The 19,458-nt window shown below is 70.7% G+C and carries 13 protein-coding genes; 4 read left to right on the forward strand and 9 right to left on the reverse strand.

Annotated elements, in window-relative coordinates; genetic code table 11:
- The first annotated feature begins 104 nt into the window (after positions 1-104).
- Positions 105-1,973 (forward strand): nucleoside-diphosphate sugar epimerase/dehydratase, encoded by a 1,869-nt coding sequence (locus ACN26Y_RS26805; protein WP_155332930.1) that lies wholly within the window; start codon positions 105-107, stop codon positions 1,971-1,973.
- A 116-nt stretch (positions 1,974-2,089) separates the two neighbouring features.
- Here ACN26Y_RS26805 and wecB read toward each other — a convergent pair whose 3' ends face one another.
- The 7 genes from wecB to ACN26Y_RS26840 form a co-directional block, all read right to left on the reverse strand.
- Positions 2,090-3,214 carry a non-hydrolyzing UDP-N-acetylglucosamine 2-epimerase gene (gene wecB / locus ACN26Y_RS26810; protein ID WP_155332931.1) on the reverse strand — a complete coding sequence of 375 codons (1,125 nt, stop codon included), beginning with the start codon at positions 3,212-3,214 and terminating at the stop codon, positions 2,090-2,092.
- Positions 3,211-4,449, reverse strand: coding sequence for a glycosyltransferase family 4 protein (locus ACN26Y_RS26815; RefSeq protein WP_155332932.1), 1,239 nt, complete (start codon positions 4,447-4,449; stop codon positions 3,211-3,213). The genes wecB and ACN26Y_RS26815 overlap by 4 nt, the downstream gene beginning before the upstream one ends.
- Entirely contained in the window at positions 4,446-5,573 is a 1,128-nt protein-coding gene (locus ACN26Y_RS26820) for an NAD-dependent epimerase/dehydratase family protein (RefSeq protein WP_422733719.1), read from the reverse strand. Before ACN26Y_RS26820 ends, ACN26Y_RS26815 begins: the two co-directional genes overlap by 4 nt.
- Positions 5,567-6,607, reverse strand: a complete 1,041-nt coding sequence (locus tag ACN26Y_RS26825; RefSeq protein WP_422733720.1) for a polysaccharide biosynthesis protein — start codon at positions 6,605-6,607, stop codon at positions 5,567-5,569. Before ACN26Y_RS26825 ends, ACN26Y_RS26820 begins: the two co-directional genes overlap by 7 nt.
- Before the next feature lie 110 nt (positions 6,608-6,717).
- Complete coding sequence (locus tag ACN26Y_RS26830) at positions 6,718-7,956, reverse strand: glycosyltransferase (RefSeq protein ID WP_155332935.1); 1,239 nt, start codon at positions 7,954-7,956, stop codon at positions 6,718-6,720.
- 132 nt (positions 7,957-8,088) lie between these two features.
- Positions 8,089-9,417, reverse strand: coding sequence for a lipopolysaccharide biosynthesis protein (locus ACN26Y_RS26835; protein WP_196255700.1), 1,329 nt, complete (start codon positions 9,415-9,417; stop codon positions 8,089-8,091).
- A 79-nt stretch (positions 9,418-9,496) separates the two neighbouring features.
- Complete coding sequence (locus tag ACN26Y_RS26840) at positions 9,497-10,894, reverse strand: oligosaccharide repeat unit polymerase (protein WP_155332937.1); 1,398 nt, start codon at positions 10,892-10,894, stop codon at positions 9,497-9,499.
- A 176-nt stretch (positions 10,895-11,070) separates the two neighbouring features.
- On the opposite strand from ACN26Y_RS26840, the gene ACN26Y_RS26845 reads away from it, so the two are divergent.
- A complete protein-coding gene (locus ACN26Y_RS26845; protein ID WP_422733721.1) occupies positions 11,071-14,175 on the forward strand; it encodes a M14 family zinc carboxypeptidase in 3,105 nt (1,034 codons plus the stop codon).
- Between the two features lie 96 nt (positions 14,176-14,271).
- Positions 14,272-15,201, forward strand: coding sequence for an NAD(+)/NADH kinase (locus tag ACN26Y_RS26850; RefSeq protein WP_155332939.1), 930 nt, complete (start codon positions 14,272-14,274; stop codon positions 15,199-15,201).
- A 5-nt stretch (positions 15,202-15,206) separates the two neighbouring features.
- Here the strand turns inward: ACN26Y_RS26850 and pgm are convergent, their stop codons facing one another.
- Complete coding sequence (gene pgm, locus ACN26Y_RS26855; protein ID WP_422733722.1) at positions 15,207-16,853, reverse strand: phosphoglucomutase (alpha-D-glucose-1,6-bisphosphate-dependent); 1,647 nt, start codon at positions 16,851-16,853, stop codon at positions 15,207-15,209.
- A complete protein-coding gene (gene glgC / locus ACN26Y_RS26860) occupies positions 16,850-18,082 on the reverse strand; it encodes a glucose-1-phosphate adenylyltransferase (protein WP_155332941.1) in 1,233 nt (410 codons plus the stop codon). Before glgC ends, pgm begins: the two co-directional genes overlap by 4 nt.
- Before the next feature lie 95 nt (positions 18,083-18,177).
- On the opposite strand from glgC, the gene glgA reads away from it, so the two are divergent.
- Positions 18,178-19,377, forward strand: a complete 1,200-nt coding sequence (glgA, locus tag ACN26Y_RS26865) for a glycogen synthase (RefSeq protein WP_155332942.1) — start codon at positions 18,178-18,180, stop codon at positions 19,375-19,377.
- Positions 19,378-19,458 lie beyond the last annotated feature (81 nt).

Raw genomic sequence — 19,458 nt, forward strand, 5'->3', positions numbered from 1 at the left:
CGCGGCAAATCGCCCAAACAATTACTTATAGGCTGCAACAAGGATAAAAAGTACAAAAGTCCTTCTGCCCCTCGGGTGGAAGCGGTCGGAGACGGGAGCAAGACATGCCGCAGGACACCGGAAGCGACGAACGTGCCGCCCAGAGGTCCCGCCGGGGCCGGGCGCGCCGCCGCGCCCTGGGTTTCCTCGCCACCGACACCGCCGCCTGGGTGGGCGGCTTCGTCACCGCCGTCTGGACCCGGTACGAGTTCCACCTACCTCCCGGTCAACTCAGCCGGGCGGCCACCGTCGGCGGCATCGCCGCGCTGATGTACGTGGCGGTCGCCGCGGTACGCCGGCTCCACTCGGGACGCCACCCGCTCGGCAGCCTCCAGGACGTGCAGGGACTCGCCGGCACGGCCACCGCGACCGCCGCCGTCCTGCTGATCGGTCTGCTGCCGTCGCCCGACCGGCCGGTCCCGGCCAGCACCCCCGTGGTGGGCGGTGCGCTCGCCCTGCTGTTCATGCTCTCCGCGCGGTTCGCGTACCGGCACCGTCACGACCTGGCGATGCGGCCCGACGTCCGCTCCTCGACACCCGTGCTGCTGTTCGGGCTCGGTGACGCCGGTCAGGGGCTGCTGCGGGCGATGCTGGGCGACCCGCGCGGCCGGTACCTGCCGGTCGGCGCGCTCGACGACGACCCCGACAAGCGCAACCTGCGCATCGGCGGCGTCCGCGTGCTCGGCGGCCGGGAGGACATCGCCGAGGCGGTCCGGCGCACCGGCGCCACCACCGTGATCTTCTCCGTCGCCAACGCCGACGCCGCGCTGATCCGGCAGATCCGTGAGGCCACCCTCCAGACCGGCGCCGCGTTCAAGGTGCTGCCGCCGGTCCGGGACCTGGTCGACCACCGGATCACCGTGACCGACGTCCGCGACGTCCAGATCAGCGACCTGCTCGGGCGTCGCCAGGTGGTCGGCGACCTGCCGCTGACCGACAACAGCCTGGCCGGCCTGCGGGTCCTGGTCACCGGCGCCGGCGGCTCGATCGGGTCGGAGCTGTGCCGGCAGGTCATGACGGCCGACCCGGGCGAGTTGATGATGCTCGACCGCGACGAGTCGGCCCTGCACGCCCTGCAGATGTCGCTGAACGGGCGGGCCCTGCTGGACGGGCCGGAGCTGATCCTCGCCGACCTCCGCGACGACGAGCGCATCCGGCGGATCGTGCGGGAGCGGCGGCCGGACGTCATCTTCCACGCCGCGGCCCTGAAGCACCTCACCCTCCTGCAGCGGCACCCGGGCGAGGCGGTCATGACGAACGTGTGGGGCACGCTCAGCGTGCTGGACGCGTGCCGGGACGTCGCCAAGTTCGTGAACATCTCGACCGACAAGGCCGCCGACCCGATCAGCGTCCTCGGCTACTCCAAGCGGATCACCGAACGGCTCACCGCCCACGCCGCGTCCCGCTTCCCCGGCACCTTCCTCAGCGTCCGCTTCGGCAACGTGCTGAGCAGCCGCGGCTCGGTGGTCACCGCCTTCCAGAAGCAGATCGAGGCCGGCCGTCCGCTCACCGTCACGCACCCGGAGGTGACCCGCTACCTGATGACCGTGCAGGAGGCGGTGCACCTGGTGCTGCAGGCCGCCGAGATCGGCCGGGACGGCGAGGCGCTGGTGCTCGACATGGGTGAGCCGGTGCGGATCGCCGACCTGGCCCGTCAGATGGCCGAACAGGCCGCCAGCACCGTGCCGATCGTCTACACCGGACTCCGCCCCGGCGAGAAGCTGCACGAGGACCTGTTCGGCACCGGCGAGGTCGACACCCGTCCGCTGCACCCGCTGATCTCGCACGTCGCGGTGCCGGCGCTGGACCCGCTGGAGGTGAGCGGGCTCGACCCGTACGACGACCCGGAGAAGGTGGTGGCACAGCTCGCCCAACTCTGCCACCCGCCGGTCCGGCCCGCCGGCCGGACGATGCAGGTGCCGCTCTCGCGCTGACCGCCGGCAAGACGGAGCGGGCCGGCGACCCGAAGGTCGCCGGCCCGCTCCGCATTTCTGCCCCTGGCCGCCGTTCGCCGCCGCCAGCGGGGACGGTCGTGGGGGGAGCGACCGGATCAGCGGCGGATGCCCGCCCAGTCGTGGTGCCGGCGGACGGTCGACAGGATGAAGTCGACGACCCGGCGGGAGGTGTCCGGGACCCGGTAGTCGACCGGACAGGGCACCCCGTGGATGCCGACCTGGTCGACGGTCACCCGGACCGCCTCCACGACGCCCTCCGGGTCCAGGCCGGTCATGATGATGCCGCCGGCGTCCAGCGCCTCCGGACGTTCGATCGACTCGCGCAGCGTCACCGCGGCGAAGCCGAGGATCGCCGCCTCCTCGCTGATCGTGCCGCTGTCGGAGAGCGTGCAGTACGCCTTCGTCTGCAGGTGCACGTAGTCGAACAGGCCGAACGGCTCGTGGAAGGCGATCCCGTCCAGCACCGTCGCGTCCGGCGCCAGCGCCTCCAGCCGCTTGCGGGTCCGCGGATGCGTGGAGACCAGCACCGGGTACCCCCAGCGGTCGCGGACCGCCCGCAGGCAGTCCAGCAGCCGCGCGAGCCGGTCCGGGCGGTCCACGTTCTCCTCGCGGTGCGCGCTGACCAGGAAGTACCGGCCCGGCGTGAGATCCAGCTGGCGCAGGATCGTCGAGGCGGCGATGTCCGCCCGGTAGTGTTCCAGCACCTCACGCATGGGCGAGCCGGTGTGCAGGATCCGGCGCGGGTGCAGCCCCTCGGCGAGCAGGTTGCGCCGCGCGTGCTCGGTGTAGACGAGGTTGAAGTCCGCGACGTGGTCGACCAGCCGGCGGTTCGTCTCCTCCGGCACGTTGAGGTCGAAGCAGCGGTTACCGGCCTCCATGTGGTAGACCGGCACCCGCATCCGGCGGGCCATCAGCGCCCCGATGCAGCTGTTCGTGTCACCGAGGACGAGCAGGGCGTCCGGCCGCAGCTCGGCGATGGCACCCTCCATGCCGACCAGCACGCCACCGAGCACCCGGCCGAGCGACGACGTGTCGACGCGGAGGAAGCGGTCCGGCTCCCGGATCCGCAGTTCCTTGAAGAAGATGTCGGACAGCGAACTGTCCCAGTTCTGTCCCGTGTGGACCAGCACGTGGTCCACCGCCTCGTCCAGCCGGGCGATCACCCGGGAGAGTCGGATGATCTCCGGCCGGGTGCCCACCACCGTCATCACGCGGGTCATGACCGTCCTCTCTGCGCTGCCACCTTGGTGAAGATGTCCTCGAACTGGTCGACACCGACCCGCAGGCACATCCGCTCCTGGTAGGCCCGTCGGGCCCGCTGCCCCATGGCGGCGCGGTCGGCCGCCGGTGTGTCGGTCGCCAACAGGAAACGACCCGCGAGCGCCGCCCAGTCCTCCGGCGGGCAGACGAGGCCGGACCCGGTCGAGTCGACCAGGGCGGCCGCGTCCCCACCGAGCGAGGCGATCACCGGGGCGCCGCACGCCAGCGCCGCCTGCAACTTCGACGGGACGGTGCCACGCAACGCCGGCAGGTCCCGCAGGCAGACCAGCTGCCAGTCGGCCGCCGCGTACAGGTCGGCCATCTCCTCGGGGGCGCGGCGGCCGACGAACCGGACGTTGTCGGCGCCCAGCTCGGCGGCGAGCCGGCGCGCCTCGTCCTCGCCGGCGCCCGAGCCGACCAGGACCAGGTCCACCTGGTCCCGGACGGCGGCCGCCGCGCGGATCGCCGTGTCCACGCCCTGCAGCAGGCCGAGGTTCCCGGCGAACATCACCGTGCACCGACCCCGGTGGCCGAGCGCCGCCCGGGCCGCGTCGGTGGCCGGCACGGGCCGGAACAGGACGTCGTCGGTCCAGTTCCACACCACGCGTACGCGGTCCGGATCGGCGCCCCGCTCCACCACCAGGTCCGCCATCGCGGGTGAGATCACCACGACGGCGGACGCCAGCCGGTACGTCGTCCGCATGAGAGCGTCCAGGCCACTCGCCACCGCCCGACCGGCCAGGCCCGTCGGGGCCATCCCGGACTGCAGTACGGACTCCGGCCACATGTCCTGCACGTGCAGGACGATCGGCGTCCGCCGGGCGGCCCGGACCAGCGCAGCAGCGGCGATCGCGGTCGGCGGCGGGTGGTAGACGTAGGTGACGTCGACGCCGCCCAACCACCTCGGCCCGGCGAGCGCGCTGCTGGCGCCGAAGGAGACGTGGCTGGCCGCCCGGCGTAGCGCCGAGGTGTCGTGGCTCGGGTACGCGGGAACCCGCCGCACCGCGACGGGTCCCTGCGCCTCGACATGCCGCCAGCGCTGCCGCCAGCCCGGGTAGATCCGCCCGTGCGGATAGCTCGGGAAGGTGGTGAGCACCCGGACGTCGTGACCGCGGGCGGCCAGTTGCTGGGCCAGGTTGCCGGGGATGAACACACCCTCCGGCGGGTACCACTGGCTGACCAGGCCGACCTTCACGCGACGACCGCCACGGGCTTCGGGATCGTCGCCTCCACCGGTTCCGGCCAGGTGTCGGGGCGCCCCGGGTCGAACAGTTCGTTGGTCCAGAACAGGGTGACCAGTTCGTCGTCGCCGGTGTTGACCAGCTTGTGCACCCACATGGTGGGCATGTCCACGAGTACCGGCTCGTCGCCCGATACCGGGAACCGGATCACCTCGGTGTCGCAGACCCGGCGCAGGCTGATCTCCGCCGTTCCGCGCAGCACCACGAACCGCTCCACCTTGGCGAGGTGGAAGTGGTCGCCGCGGGTCACGCCCGGATGCGTCGTCGAACAGAACGTCTGCCCCGCTCCCCCGTGCACCTTCACCGTCTCGACCAGTTCGCCGCGCGCATCGGCGCGACGCGGCGGGACGAGTGGGTACCGCTCCGGGAAACAGTGCGACCGGTAGGTGTTGAAGAGGCGCACGTCGTGCCGGTCCGCCAGGGTGGGAATCTCGCCGGTCCGGTAGGTCGCGGCCATCCCGGCCAGCCGGTCGGCGAGGTCGTGGACATTCGTACGCAGGGGCGGCATCGTCGGATCCCAGGAGCCGGCGGCCGGCACGCCGGCGAGCCGGGCCGCGGCGTCGGTCACGTGCACCAGACCGAGTTCCCGGTCACCGTGCACCTTCGGCTGTCCGCCCTCGGCCAGCAGGCGGCAGAACGTGGCGACTGCGGAGTTGTAGTGCGGGCGGCCGTGTTCGCCGTACAGGTTGGGCAGCAGCACGTCATCGACAGGCAGGCCGGTGTCCGCGAGGATCCGCGCGGCGGCCGCCTTCGCCTCGCCGTACGGCGTGCCGTTGCCGGCCTGCACCGAGTTCGCGTACACGACGGACCCCGGCGGGACCTCGGCGGCGCGCAACCCGGCCGCGAGCTGCGTGGCGAGCCGGAGGTTGCCGCCCCTGACCTCCGCCGGGTCGCCGCGGTTGATCCCGGCCAGGTGCAGCACGCGGTCGACGCCGGACACCTTTGCCGCGACCGCCTGTGGATCGGCGAGGTCGGCGCGGGTGACGACGGCCGGCTCCGGCCAGCCAAGGGCCCGCAGCAGTACCCGCACGTGCCAGCCGAGGAAGCCCCCGGCGCCGGTGACGGCGAGCCTCAACACGCCAGCACCGGATCCCGCAGGGCCAACTCCGCGCGGACCTCGGGCAGCGTCTTCAGCAGCTCGACGATCTCCGGTACGCCCAACCGCGGCGCGTTCGCCGAGTTGAAGTCCTCAATTGGTCCCCTCCCGAGCTCGCCCTCGGAGACGTACAGCGCGTAGTTGAGGTCGCGGGCGTCCAGCGGCACGCGAAGGAAGTCGCCGAAATCCTCGGCCTGCATCAGCTCCTCGCGGCTGGCCAGCGTCTCGTCCGGCTTCTCGCCGTGCCGGACGCCGATGACGTCCAGCTTGGCCGGCACGTCGAAGAGCTGGCAGACCGCCTCGGCCAAATCGCCGATCGTGCAGGCGGCGGCCTTGCGGATAAAGATGTCGCCCGGGCGGGCATTCTGGAAAGCGTGCTCCACCAGGTCCACCGACTCGTCCAGGGACATCAGGAAGCGGGTCATCCCCGGGTCGGTCACGGTGGGCGCCCGCCCCGCCTTGATCTGTTCGATGAAGAGCGGGATGACCGATCCGCGCGAGTACATGACGTTGCCGTACCGGACGCAGGAGACGGTGGTGGCGCTGTGCGGGTTGTTCCGGGCGTGCGCCTGGGCGACCTTCTCCATCAGGGCCTTCGTCATGCCCATCGCGTTGACCGGGTAGACCGCCTTGTCGGTGCTGAGCAGCACGACCGAGCTGGCCCCGTGGCGTTCGGCGGACTCGATCACGTTGGCGCTGCCGACGATGTTGGTCCGCATCGCCTCGATCGGGAAGAACTCGCACGACGGGACCTGCTTCAGCGCCGCGGCGTGGAACACGTAGTCCACGCCGCGGCTCGCCCGCGACACGGAGTCGAGGTCCCGGACGTCACCGACGTGGTAGCGCACCCGGTCGTCCCCGATGACGTGTCGCATGAGGTCCTGTTTGGCCTCGTCGCGACTGAGGATCCGGACCTCGCCGACCTCGTGGGCGAGGAGGCGGCGCACCATCGTCTGTCCGAAGGAACCGGTGCCACCGGTAATCAACACCCGACTTCCAGCAGGTAGCAGAGTCACCCGAGGGCCCCCGATCCGTTGAGTTGGCGTACTCTCACCCAGGCCCTAACGAGACAAAAGAGACAAAGTTACCTAAACATCGCGAGGATGCTGAGCTGCCGCCCGGAGGCTCAGCGGCCTCGGCCCTTCTCTGCCGTGGCCCCCGATTGGCCCGCTCCGCCGCGGAAGTTCTCCAGTAACCGCTTCTGAAGAAGCGCGGTCTCGGCCTCCCAGACGAACTCCGCCCGGCCGGTCACGAAGCAGTGCCGCGCCAGCGCCCGTAGCTCAGTGAGGTCCTCCGCCAGCCGGGCGAGGAGCTCGCTGAGCGGAGCTGGCTCTACCGGGACGGCCCAACCGACCCGATACTTTTCGATCAGTGCCCGATTCTCGGGCAGGTTCCCTGCGATGACCGGCCGGCCCGCCACCACTGCCTCGAAGAGCTTGTTGGAGAGTCCGTCATTGGCCGGGTCGACCGGTTGGTACAGAGCGGTGCTCACGTGGGCGCGCTGATATCGGCTCGGCACGTCCGCCGCCGAGCAGGGGCCGTCCAGGGAGACGTAGGACTGCGCACCGAGCCGGACGATCCGGCTCCGGAGCGCCTGCCGGTAGTCCTCGCTCGCCGGTCCGGTTATCTCGAGCCGCACCCGTGCGCCGGCGGATCGTGCGTCGGCGACGGCGTCGATCAACACCTCGAGCCCGCGTCCCGGATAGAGGGTTCCCACGCAGGCCACGACGAGTTCTGGCCCGGACGGAGGCGGAACGAACTCCGGCGCGAACGAGGCGAGCGGGACGTTGCGCACCACCATCACGTCGTCGAAGCCCAACTTCCGGAAGGCGACCGCGTTGCTCTCGCAGACTGCCACCACCGTCAGGCCCCGTTGGCGTGCGACCCGCCGGAGCAGTTGCGGCTCCACCCGGGAGAACCAAGTGGCCAGCGAGCCCTTGGTGCGGATGCCGCCTGGGCGCTCCCGTCCGTTCAGGACGACGTGGCTGCCCCAGCGCCGCCGGTGCGCCAGCCCGATCCAGAACAGGGAGATGTGACCGACGAACACCGTTTTGGCCGGCGTCGCCAGGACCCGGCGCCGGAGTCGCCACACCCCGGGCAGGTAAACACCGACAAGATTGCGTACCGACGCGACGAGTCGACGCCGGTCGTCAATCCGACGCACCGGCAGATGCTCCACGTCGACACCGTCGATCCACGAGCGGCCCGTCTCGTCTGCCGCGCCGAAGCGCCCGGCTCGGGACAGCGTCACGGCCCGCACGATGCCTGGAAGACCAGACGCGACGGTCATGGCTATCTTCCGCGTCCGGGTGGAATGGCGGTATGGGGAGATGTCGAAGAGGAGAAGTGTCGTGTCGGTTGCCATGAGAACTCGATTCATTGATGCGGCGAAACGACCTAGATCGACCCGATAGCGCAGGTAAGCCGGCATCAGGTTGAACGAAGCAATCGTTCATGCGTTGCGATTCGGAACATCGACGATGACCTGGCGAGAGCATCACTCGGCCCGGGCCGGCGCTAACTCCGACACCTGAATCGCAGACAACGTTTGCTGAGCCCGGTGGCGCCGGACCGTCCACAGCGAGAGGAGCCAACCGGCCACGTACGAGGCCGCCGCCGAAATTCCGAACGCCCACACCGCCAACAGCGGCGAACCGTCGGACATGGCCACCGCGCAAACCGCTCCCGTTACCAGCAGCACGCGGCCCGCGTCCCAAGCCAGTTGCAGGCCCTGCCGACCGAATACGACAAGGGTCTGCGACATCGGTGATGCGACGAGCTGCGTCGCGGCGTAAACCGCCAGCGCCTGTGCGTACAGCCCGCTGTTCGCCCACTGCGCCCCAAAGAGCCAGACGAAGACCGGCGGGGCACCGAGGGTGACGACCACGAGCCCGACACCGGCGATGACGGCCAGTTGCCGGCTCGCTCGATGGAACAGCCGTTCGATGCGTAGGCCGTCACCGCTACGTGCGGTGCGCGACAGCTCCGCGAGGTACACCTGGGCTACTGCCATGCCTAGAAGCGCCGCCGGCAGCGCGAGGACCCGTTGTGTCAGACCGAGCCAGCCGGCCACCTCCGCGCCGTAGCGATAGGCGATGAGCAGAATCGGTACCTGCAACCCGATGACGTTGAGGAGCCCGGACGGTCCCATGAGGAGCGGGAAACGGCGGTGACGCACCGCGGTCCGCCAGAGCGTCGAACGTCGCGCCGCGATCTCGCCAGGGCGGATCCGGCGGGTCTCCCGGGCCAGGCTGAGGGCACCGACGAGATAACCGGCCCCAAGCCCCAACGCCATCCCCCCGGCCTTCAAGCCGGCCACGCCGGCGCCGATCTGCGTCAACAGCATCGCGCCGGACTGAAGGAGGTTGCGCCGGCCGATCGCCACGTACCGGCGGTGCCGGATCGCGAACTGGTTCAGCACCAGGACGGCACCCATGGCAGCGGCGGTCCACGGGGTCAACCAAAGCCACGACCGCAGCGCCGGCTGACCGAAGAGTGCAGCGGCCTCCTCCCGCACCATGGCGACGACGACAGTCCCCAGCAATGCGGTGACCAGGGTTGTCACGAGGCCGAGGGTCACCAGGGCGAGCGCATCGCGGTCGCGTTGCGGCAGTGGGATCGCCAGCTCGAATCGCCCGGCGGCGACTGTCCCCACTATCGCCGCCAGGGTGGCGAGCACGGCGAAGGCGCCGAAGTCCGCAGGGCTGTAGAGTCTTGCCAGCAGCGGTGCGGCGAGCAGTAGGAGCAACTGGCCGGTGCCACTTCCGGCCGCGATGCTGAGTACACCCAGCTTGCTTCCACCGAGTCGATCGCGGATGGTCCCCACCAGGCCGGCTGGCCCGCGCGCGGGCCGTATGCGCGGTGGGTTGCTGCCGGGCGGCACAGCGGGTGACGGGCGCACCTCGTCAGATCTGCCGGAAGGCGGCATGCCGCGACGCATGCTGCCCCCGATAGGACAGACCCGACGGCACCGTGACGAGTGCGGCGGCCGGCCGGGGTTGCCGGCGAACAATGACGGATCGCCGGTAGCCACGACCGATCCGGCTGCCCCAATACCACAATGCGAGGTAGCTGACCAGGCCGACGTTGAGGGGAGCCTCGATGCCACCCGCCATCCACGTGCCGAGAACCGCGGTGGTGCCGGAGAACCCGACGAGTTCCAGGGAGTTGTAGTGAGCGCGGCGCAGGGTCCGCTGCGTCAGAAGCTGGAGCAGCACACCGAAAAGGGCCGCGAAAATGATCAGCCCTGCGGTGTCAAAGTTGTAATGGACCGAGCCCCACAGCGAGGGTGGCGACGTTCCCCGGGTCGATCCGTAGAGGATGGCGAAGACCTCGTTGCTCAGGGTGCTGCCACGATTTCCCGGCAGGATGCCGGCGAGTCCCTGCAACCATTCCCCGCCATAGCGGACCGGACTGTCGGCGGTGTAGACAAAGGCCGCAAGGCCGGACGCCTGGTTGTCGTTCAGGAAGCGCCTGCCCAGGTCGGTGATCGCAGTTCGCAGCGGACTATCGGCACTCCCGTCACCCCTGGCCAGCACATAGGTGGACAGCAGCATGAGCGGCAGACCGATGCCCAGCGGCATCAGCAGGGCCGCTCGCGGCAACCGGCGACGGTGGTGCAGGAACGTGTAGACCATCGAGGTCAGCAGGAACGTCACCAGCGCACCACGCTGACCGGTGGCCATCAGCGCGAGCAGAGCTACCGCCCCGAGCACCAGCGAGGCGACCCTCGCGAAGGTCCCACGCCGGTTGAAGGCCCACACGATCAGGATGAGCGTCAACGAGGGTAAGATCACGTTCTTGAACTGGTTGACGTACCCCGGGAAGAAGTATGCGTCGCCCGCGTACGACTCCAGGCGGAGTGTCGCGATGTCCGCGGGTGCGCCACTCAGCTGGCCGCGTAGCCCTTCGAGGAACGCGCTGTACCCGACCGCCGTGAAGTAGACCACCGTAACAAGGATGGAGATGCCGACGACGGCCAGGATCGCTGCCGTGGGCGGTACCAGGGTCACCCGGTAGCCCGAGTAGGAGGTCCGGACCTTGGCGGAGATCGCCTCGTTGTGCGCCAGAACGAGGTGGGTGAACAAGCTTGCGGTGATGTAAATGGCGACCGCCGCCGCGAGCAGCTTCGCATAGAAGACCTGAACCTCGGAGGCGGGATCGACCAACTGGATCGTGCCGTAGAGCATCACCAGCTGGGACACGAGGAACAGTCCGTCCGGGGAAAGGAGCCCGTAGCGGCGGACGGCGACCCAATAGTGGATCATGGCCCACCCGAGGACCAGTAAAAACGTCAGGATCATTTCCGGTCCCCCGTTCTCCGCCGACGATGGCTCAACGATGGCTGTCCGGTCAGGTCACGCGCCCTCGACAGCCGCGATGACGCGCCCGCAAGCAAGCCGGTGCCCTTAAGGGCATTGACATATCTCATCGCCATCGAAAAGCTCGCCTCACAGGTCCTTCCACACCAGGAGGCGCAATGAGGCGCACACGGCTGGCGATCGTCGGCGTGTTCACTCTGGTCGGCGCGCTCGCGCTGACCGCACCGGCAAGCGCGCGGCCGCCGTCCGACCCGGCCGGCCGCGACGGTCTGGAGGTGTACGTCGGCACGGTGAACCCGGAGCAGTTGGAGAAGCTGCGTCACGCCGGCGTCGACCTCGGTCACGACCACGCCGAGACCGACCGGTCGGGGCAGACCCGCATCGAGACGGTGCTCAGCAAGCGGCAGGCGGCACGACTGGCCGGCCAGGGCGTGAAGTTGAAGGTCAAGAAGGTGCGCGGCAAGGACGCCTCGCAGGCGCTGCGCGAGCAGGCGGCGGCCGGCTGGTCGGCGTTCCGCTCCTACAGCGAGCCGGGCGGGATCCGGGACGAGATCACCGCCACCGCCGCGCGGTACCCGCGACTGACCAAGGTGGAGACCATCGGCCGGTCGGTGCAGGGCAAGCCGATCCTCGCGGTCAAGGTCACCAAGGACGCGAAGAAGGTCCGTGACGGCAAGCGGCCGGCGGTGCTCTACGCGAGCGCCCAGCACGCCCGCGAGTGGATCACGCCGGAGATGACCCGGCGCCTGATGCACCACCTGCTGGACAACTACGGCAGCGACCGCGACATCACCCGGCTGGTGGACACCACCGAGCTGTGGTTCGTGCCGGTCGCCAACCCGGACGGCTACGACCACACCTTCACGCCCGGCAACCGCCTCTGGCGCAAGAACCTGCGGGACAACGACGGTGACGGGCGGATCACCACCGCCGACGGCGTCGACCTCAACCGCAACTTCAGCTACAAGTGGGGGTACGACAACGAGGGCTCCTCCCCCGACCCGAACGGCGACACCTACCGCGGCCCGGGCCCGAACTCGGAGCCCGAGACCAGGGCGCTGGACCAGCTGTTCCGGCGGGTCGGCTTCGAGTTCCTCGTCAACTACCACTCCGCCGCCCAGTTGCTGCTCTACGGCGTGGGCTGGCAGGTGAGCACGCCCACCCCGGACGACGTCATCTACGAGGCGATGGTCGGCGACGACGCCAACCCGGCGGTGCCCGGCTACGACCCGGACATCTCGGCGGAGCTGTACACCACCAACGGCGACACCGACACGCACGCCACGGTCCGCTACGGCACCCTCGGCTTCACCCCCGAGATGTCGACCTGCCAGGCGGCGGCCGCCTCCGACCCGGACGACGAGTGGCGCCCGGAGGACTGCGTCAGCAGCTTCATCTTCCCCGACGACGAGGACCTGATCGCCGCCGAGGTGGCGAAGAACCTGCCGTTCGCGCTCGCCGTGGCGAAGTCCGCGCACGACCCCGACGACCCGGTGTCGGTGGTCGGCCGCAGCACCGCCGACTTCGTGGTCGACGACTTCGACACGTCGTACGGGCGGAGCCAGCAGGTCGCCTCGATCACCCGCCGCGCCCTGAAGAACGTGCGGATGCACTACACGGTCAACGGCAGCCGGCCGAAGACCGTCAGCGTGCGCGAGTGGCAGGGCGGCGAACGGTACGGCAACACGCACGACGACTACTACGCGGAGCTGCGCGGCACGGTGACCGGCACCCGGCCGGGCGACCGGGTCGAGGTCTGGTTCAGCGGCAACAAGCCGGGAGCCGGGAAGGTCACCAGCGACCGGTTCACGTACCGGGTGCACGACGACATCGGTGGCGACGTCCTGGTGCTCGCGATGGAGGACGTCACCGGGCTCAGCCCGGCCCAGGGCGTCACCACCGCGAAGTACGCCGACGAGATGGCCGCGGCGCTGACCGCGGCGGGCCGCACCAGCGACGTGTACGACTTCGACACGATGGGCCGCGCGGCCCCGCACCCGCTGGGCGTGCTGTCGCACTACGAGACGGTGCTGTGGGAGACCGGTGACGACGTGATCCCCCGGGCCCCGGGCCAGGTGCCGGGGACGACGACCCGGTCGGCGCTGGAGACCGAGCTGGCCGTCCGGGACTACCTGAACGAGGGCGGCAAGCTCCTGCTCAGCGGCAAGTACGCGCTGTTCGCGCAGGCCGCCAACGGCCAGTACGCGTACCAGCCGAACGGGCCGGCGGAGTGCACCGACCCGGACGACGCCACCTGCCTGCCGCTGCTGAACGACTTCCAGCAGTACTGGTTGGGTGCGTACACGTACGTCAGCGACGGGGGCAGCGGCGCCGACGGCCCGTACGCGGTGACCGGCGAGGACGATGCCTTCGCCGGTTTCGCCGGCACGCTGAACGCGCCCGGGTCGGCGGCCAACCAGGACCACACGGCGTCGTTCCTGACCACGTCGAGCTTCCTGCCGCGGGACCAGTTCCCGCAGTTCGCCAGCTCGGCACCGGTCGGCTGGGAGCGGCCGGGTGCCGCGCCGTTCGACCCGCGCACCGGTGACTGGTACCTGTGGAGCGGGCAGGCCGACGAGTCGTACAAACGGCTCACCCGCACCATCGACCTCACCGGCGCCAGCAGCGCCGAGCTGCGCTTCTTCACCTCGTACGACATCGAGCCGAACTGGGACTACCTGATCGTCGAGGCGCACGAGGTGGGCAGCGACGCCTGGACGACCCTGCCGGACGCGGGCGGGAAGACCGGCACCGGCACCGGTGAGAGCTGCGCGTCCGGCTGGGTGGAGCAGCTGCACCCGTGGCTCGGCCGGTACCAGGGGGCGGACTGCTCGCCGACCGGCACCACCGGCAGTTGGAACGCCGCGACCGGCGCCTCGAACGGCTGGCAGGAGTTCGTGGCCGACCTGTCCGCGTACGCCGGCAAGAAGGTCGAGGTGTCGGTCTCGTACGTCTCCGACTGGGGTACCCAGGGCCTGGGGGTCTTCCTCGACGACACGCGCGTGGTCGTCGACGGCGCGACGGTCGCCGAGACCTCGTTCGAGACCGACCTGGGCGGCTGGACGGTGGCCGGCCCGCCGCCCGGCTCGGCGGGCAACGCCACCGACTGGGCGCGCAGCCAGCAGGCGTTCGAGGAGGGCGCGGCGGTGGTCACCGCCGACACCGTCTACCTCGGCTTCGGCCTGGAAGGGCTGGCCCCGGCGGCCCGCGACGACCTGGTGAAGCGGGCGCTGACCCACCTGACGGGGGCGGCGCGCCGCTGACGGTCCTCCCCCGGTGCGCCGGCGGTCCACCCGGACCGCCGGCGCACCTGCCGTTTCCGGCCGCCCAGCCCGCCCACAGTGTGGTGAGCTGGGACCATGGATCGGATCCGGCTCGGGCTGGTGCTGCACCCGACCCGGGACGTCACCGAGGTGGTCGGCATCATCGCCGACTGGGTGGCCCGGCACCGGATGACCCTGGCGGTCCGGTCCGAGGACCGGCACCGGGTGCCCGCCACCGTGGAACCGCTTCCCGCCGACGAGGTGGCGACGGTCTGCGACGCGCTGATCAGTATCGGTGGGGACGGCACGATGCTCGGCGCGCTGCGCTCGGCGGTCCGGGACCCGAAGCCGGTGCTCGGCGTACACCTGGGCCGGCTCGGCTTCCTGGTCGAGGTGGAGCCACCGGACCTGCCGGCGGCGTTGGAGCGGCTGGCGAACAAGGACTTCGTCGTGGAGCGGCACAGCTGCCTGGCCTGTGACGTGTGCGGCGACGACCTCGTGGCCTTCAACGACGTCGCGCTGGTCCGGCAGCCGGGCTCGGGTTTCGTCACCGCCACCCTCGGGGTGGACGGCCAGCGGTACGGCTACTACCGCTGCGACGCGCTGGTGGTGAGCACGCCGACCGGGTCGACCGCGTACAGCTACGCGGCGGGCGGGCCGCTGGTCTCCCCGGCGAGCGACGCGGTGGTGGTCACGCCGTCCGCGCCGATGGCGGGGATCTCCCGCTCGGTGATCCTCTCCCCCGACGAGCGGATCCGGCTGGAGCTGACACCGGGATCCGCGCCGGTCGCGGTGGAGGTGGACGGTCTGGTGATCCGGGACGCGGCGACCGAGGGCGCGGTCGAGGTGACCTACCGCCGCGACGCCGGGCTGGTTGTCCGCTTCAACCCACGCCGCCACCAGGAGCGCAACCAGCTCAAGCTGAGCCTCCTGGACCTGCCGTTGCTCCCCGAACAGCTCCGGGAACTGCTCCCGGCCAACCTCCGCGACCAGCTGAACCGCCGCGAACTGCCCCCACCCCGCTGACCCGGTCAGGCCTTGGCGAGGACCGCGGAGACCAGGTTCTTCGCCTCCTCCTGGATGCGGGTCAGGTGGTCGGGGCCCTGGAAGGACTCGGCGTAGATCTTGTAAACGTCCTCGGTGCCGGAGGGGCGGGCCGCGAACCAGCCGCTCTCGGTGGTGACCTTGAGCCCGCCGATGGGTGCGCCGTTGCCGGGTGCGGTGGTGAGCGTGGCGGTGATCGGCTCGCCGGCCAGCTCGGTCGCCGTCACCTGATCCGGCGACAGCCTGCCGAGCACCGCCTTCTGCTCCCGGGTGGCCGGGGCGTCGATCCGGGCGTACGCGGGCGCGCCGAAACGACCGGCCAGCTCGGCCCAGTGCTCGCTGGGTGTCCGGCCGGTGGTGGCGATGATCTCGGACGCGAGGAGGCAGAGCAGGATGCCGTCCTTGTCGGTGGTCCAGGTGCCGCCGTCCCGCCGCAGGAAGGACGCGCCCGCGCTCTCCTCGCCGCCGAAGCCGACCGCGCCGTCGAGCAGGCCGGGCACGAACCACTTGAAGCCGACCGGCACCTCCAGCAACGGGCGCCCCAGGTCGGCCGCCACCCGGTCGATCATGGACGAGGACACCAGGGTCTTGCCGACCGCGGCGGCCGGACCCCACTGCTCCCGGGTGCGGAACAGGTGGGCGATGGCCACCGCCAGGTAGTGGTTCGGGTTCATCAGGCCGCCGTCGGGGGTGACGACGCCGTGCCGGTCGGCGTCGGCATCGTTGCCGGTGGAGACCTGGTAGTCGGCGCGGGCGGCGATCAGCGACGCCATCGCGTTGGGCGACGAGCAGTCCATCCGGATCTTGCCGTCACCGTCGAGGGTCATGAACCGCCACGTCGGGTCGACCGTGGGATTGACCACGGTGAGGTCGAGGCGGTGCCGCTCGGCGATCTCACCCCAGTAGGCGACGCTGGCGCCGCCGAGCGGGTCGGCGCCGATGCGCACCCCGGCCGCCCGGACCGCGTCGAGGTCGAGCGCCGCCGGCAGGTCGTCGACGTAGCGGGCGAGGAAGTCGTACGAGCCGGTGGTGTCGGCGGCGCGCGCCCGCGCGTACGGGATGCGGCGCACCTCCTTGAGCCCGGCGGCGAGGATCGCGTTCGCGCGGTCCTGGATCCACTTCGTGACGTCGGTGTCGGCCGGCCCGCCGTGGGTCGGGTTGTACTTGAATCCGCCGTCGTCCGGCGGGTTGTGCGACGGGGTGATCACGATGCCGTCGGCGAGGCCGCTGGTCCGCCCCCGGTTGTGGGTGAGGATGGCGTGTGAGACGGCCGGGGTGGGCGTGTAGCCGTCCCGGCTGTCCACGAGGACGGTGACCTCGTTGGCGGCGAGCACCTCCAGCGCGTCGACCGCGGCCGGGGCGGAGAGCGCGTGCGTGTCGCGGCCGAGGAACAGCGGGCCGTCCAGGCCGCGCTCGCGGCGGTAGTCGCAGAGCGCCTGGGTGACCGCGAGGATGTGGTCGGAGTTGAAGGCGTTGCGCAGCGACGAGCCCCGGTGCCCGGACGTGCCGAAGGAGACCTGCTGCGCCGGGTCCTCCGGGTCGGGATGCTCCGCGTAGTACGCGGTGACCAGCATCGGCACGTCGACCAGGTCGGACGGCTGGGCGGGCTGACCCGCGCGGGGATGCGTGCTCACGGCTCCACCTTCTGACCCTTGCCGATGACGACGATGCCGTTGTCGGAGACGGTGTAACGCTGCCGGTCCTTCTCCAGGTCCACGCCGATCTCGCACCCCTCGGGCACGTACACGTTCTTGTCCAGGATGGCCCGGCGGATCACGGCGTGCCGGCCGATCTCGACCCCCTCCATCAGCACCGCGCCGTCCACGTGCGACCAGGAGTGGACCTTGACCTTGGGCGAGATCACCGAATTCTCCACCAGGGAGCCGGAGATCACCGCTCCCGGCGAGACCATCGACGCCACCGCCCGGCCGACCCGCTCGCCCCACTGGTGGACGAACTTCGCCGGCGGGTAGGGCGGTTGCTGGCTGTAGATCGGCCAGTCGAAGTTGTACAGGTTGAACACCGGGTGGACGTTGATCAGATCCATGTGGGCGTCGTAGAACGAGTCGAGCGTCCCCACGTCCCGCCAGTAGCCACGGTCCCGGTCGGTGCTCCCCGGGACCTCGTTGTCCTTGAAGTCGTAGACGTTCGCCTCGCCCCGATCGACGAGCATGGGGATGATGCTGCCGCCCATGTCGTGCTTGCTGGACTTGTCCTCCGCGTCGCGCTCCACCGCCTCGCAGAGCGCCTTCGTGGTGAAGACGTAGTTGCCCATCGAGGCGTAGATCTGGTCGGGCGCGTCGGGCAGGCCCACGGCGTCGGTGGGCTTCTCCCGGAAGGCCCGGATGCGCCGGCCGTCCGCACCGACCTCGATGACGCCGAACTGGTCGGCCATGGACAGCGGCTGCCGGATGCCCGCCACGGTGACCCCGGCGCCGGAGGCGATGTGGTCCTCCACCATCTGCCGCGGGTCCATCCGGTAGATGTGGTCGGCGCCGAAGACGATCACGTAGTCGGGCTGCTCGTCGTTGATCAGGTTGAAGCTCTGGTAGATCGCGTCGGCGGAGCCCGCGAACCACCACGGGCCGCGGCGCTGCTGCGCCGGCACCGGGGTGACGTAGTTGCCGAGCATGGTCGACATCCGCCAGGTCTGGGTGATGTGCCGGTCCAGCGAGTGCGACTTGTACTGGGTCAGCACCACGATCTTGAGAAATCCGGCGTTGGCCAGGTTGGAGAGGACGAAGTCGACCATGCGGTACATCCCGCCGAACGGGACGGCCGGCTTGGCCCGGTCCGTGGTGAGCGGCATCAGGCGCTTGCCCTCCCCACCCGCCAGGACGATCGCGAGCACCTTGGCAGCCATGTCCCGACGCTAGCGACCCTGCCGCGACTTCACCACTCGTACGCGCACAGTTCCGCACCCGGTGCGGTGCTGGTTTCTGCACTAGGGTGCCGGGCATGACCGACGTCCCGCGGCTCCGCGTCGACCTGCTCACCCGCGAGTACCCGCCCGAGGTGTACGGCGGGGCCGGGGTGCACGTCGAGTACCTGGCCCGCGAGTTGCGCGACCTCGCCGACGTGCGGGTCCACTGCTTCGGCGCGCCGCGCACCGAGCCGGGGGTCACCGCGTACGCCGAACCGCCCGGCCTGGCCGGCGCGAACGCCGCGCTGCGGACGATGGGCGTGGACCTGGAGATGGCGGCGGGCTGCGCCGGCACCGACCTGGTGCACAGCCACACCTGGTACGCCAACCTCGGCGGGCACACGGCGAAGCTGCTGCACGGCGTGCCGCACGTGGTGACCGCGCACAGCCTGGAGCCGCTGCGTCCGTGGAAGGCCGAGCAGCTCGGCGGCGGGTACGCGCTGTCCTCGTGGTGCGAGCGGACGGCGGTGGAGGCGGCCGACGCGGTGATCGCGGTGAGCGCGGGGATGCGGCAGGACGTGCTGATGGCGTACCCGGCGGTGAACCCGGACCGGGTGAAGGTGGTCCACAACGGCATCGACACCACGCAGTACGCCCCGGACCAGGGCACCGACGTCGTCGACCGGCTCGGGATCGACCCGTCCCGCCCCAGCGTCGTGTACGTCGGGCGGATCACCCGGCAGAAGGGCCTGCCGTACCTGCTGCGGGCCGCGCGGGAGCTGCCCGCCGACACCCAGCTCGTGCTGCTGGCCGGTGCGCCCGACACCCCGGAGATCGCCGCCGAAGTGGAGAGCCTGGCCGCCGAGCTGCGGGCCACCCGCTCGGGCGTGGTGTGGGTCGCCGAGATGCTGCCCAAGCACGAGGTGATCCAGGTGCTGACCCACGCGACCGTCTTCGTGTGCCCGTCCGTCTACGAGCCGATGGGCATCGTCAACCTGGAGGCGATGGCCTGCGAAACCGCGGTGGTGGCCACGGCCACCGGCGGCATCCCGGAGGTCGTCGCCGACGGCGAGACCGGCCTGCTGGTACCCATCGAACAGGCCGGGGACGGCAGCGGCCGGCCGCTGCACCCGGAGCGGTTCGTCGCCGACCTGGCGGCCCGGATCAACGAGCTGCTGGCCGACCCCGCGCGGGCCGCCGAGCTCGGCCGCGCCGGGCGGCGACGCGCGGTGGAGCACTTCTCCTGGCACACCATCGCCCAGCGCACCCTCGAGGTGTACCGGTCGGTGATGTAAGGAAGGGCCCCCTGTTAACGCCTCCGGTAGAGGAAGGGCCCCTTCTCAACAGCGCCGGCAGCCGCTGGCCGCGCGAGCCAC

The sequence above is a fragment of the Micromonospora sp. WMMD558 genome (assembly GCF_049315255.1).
Taxonomy (GTDB): Bacteria; Actinomycetota; Actinomycetes; order Mycobacteriales; family Micromonosporaceae; genus Micromonospora.

Excerpts from the sequence above, each read along its gene's own strand:
- ACN26Y_RS26805 (WP_155332930.1), top strand. The coding sequence starts at position 105 with ATGCCGCAGGACACCGGAAGCGACGAACGTGCCGCCCAGAGGTCCCGC.
- wecB (WP_155332931.1), bottom strand. The coding sequence starts at position 3,214 with ATGACCCGCGTGATGACGGTGGTGGGCACCCGGCCGGAGATCATCCGA.
- ACN26Y_RS26830 (WP_155332935.1), bottom strand. The coding sequence starts at position 7,956 with ATGGCAACCGACACGACACTTCTCCTCTTCGACATCTCCCCATACCGC.
- ACN26Y_RS26840 (WP_155332937.1), bottom strand. The coding sequence starts at position 10,894 with ATGATCCTGACGTTTTTACTGGTCCTCGGGTGGGCCATGATCCACTAT.
- ACN26Y_RS26845 (WP_422733721.1), top strand. The coding sequence starts at position 11,071 with ATGAGGCGCACACGGCTGGCGATCGTCGGCGTGTTCACTCTGGTCGGC.
- ACN26Y_RS26850 (WP_155332939.1), top strand. The coding sequence starts at position 14,272 with ATGGATCGGATCCGGCTCGGGCTGGTGCTGCACCCGACCCGGGACGTC.
- glgC (WP_155332941.1), bottom strand. The coding sequence starts at position 18,082 with ATGGCTGCCAAGGTGCTCGCGATCGTCCTGGCGGGTGGGGAGGGCAAG.
- glgA (WP_155332942.1), top strand. The coding sequence starts at position 18,178 with ATGACCGACGTCCCGCGGCTCCGCGTCGACCTGCTCACCCGCGAGTAC.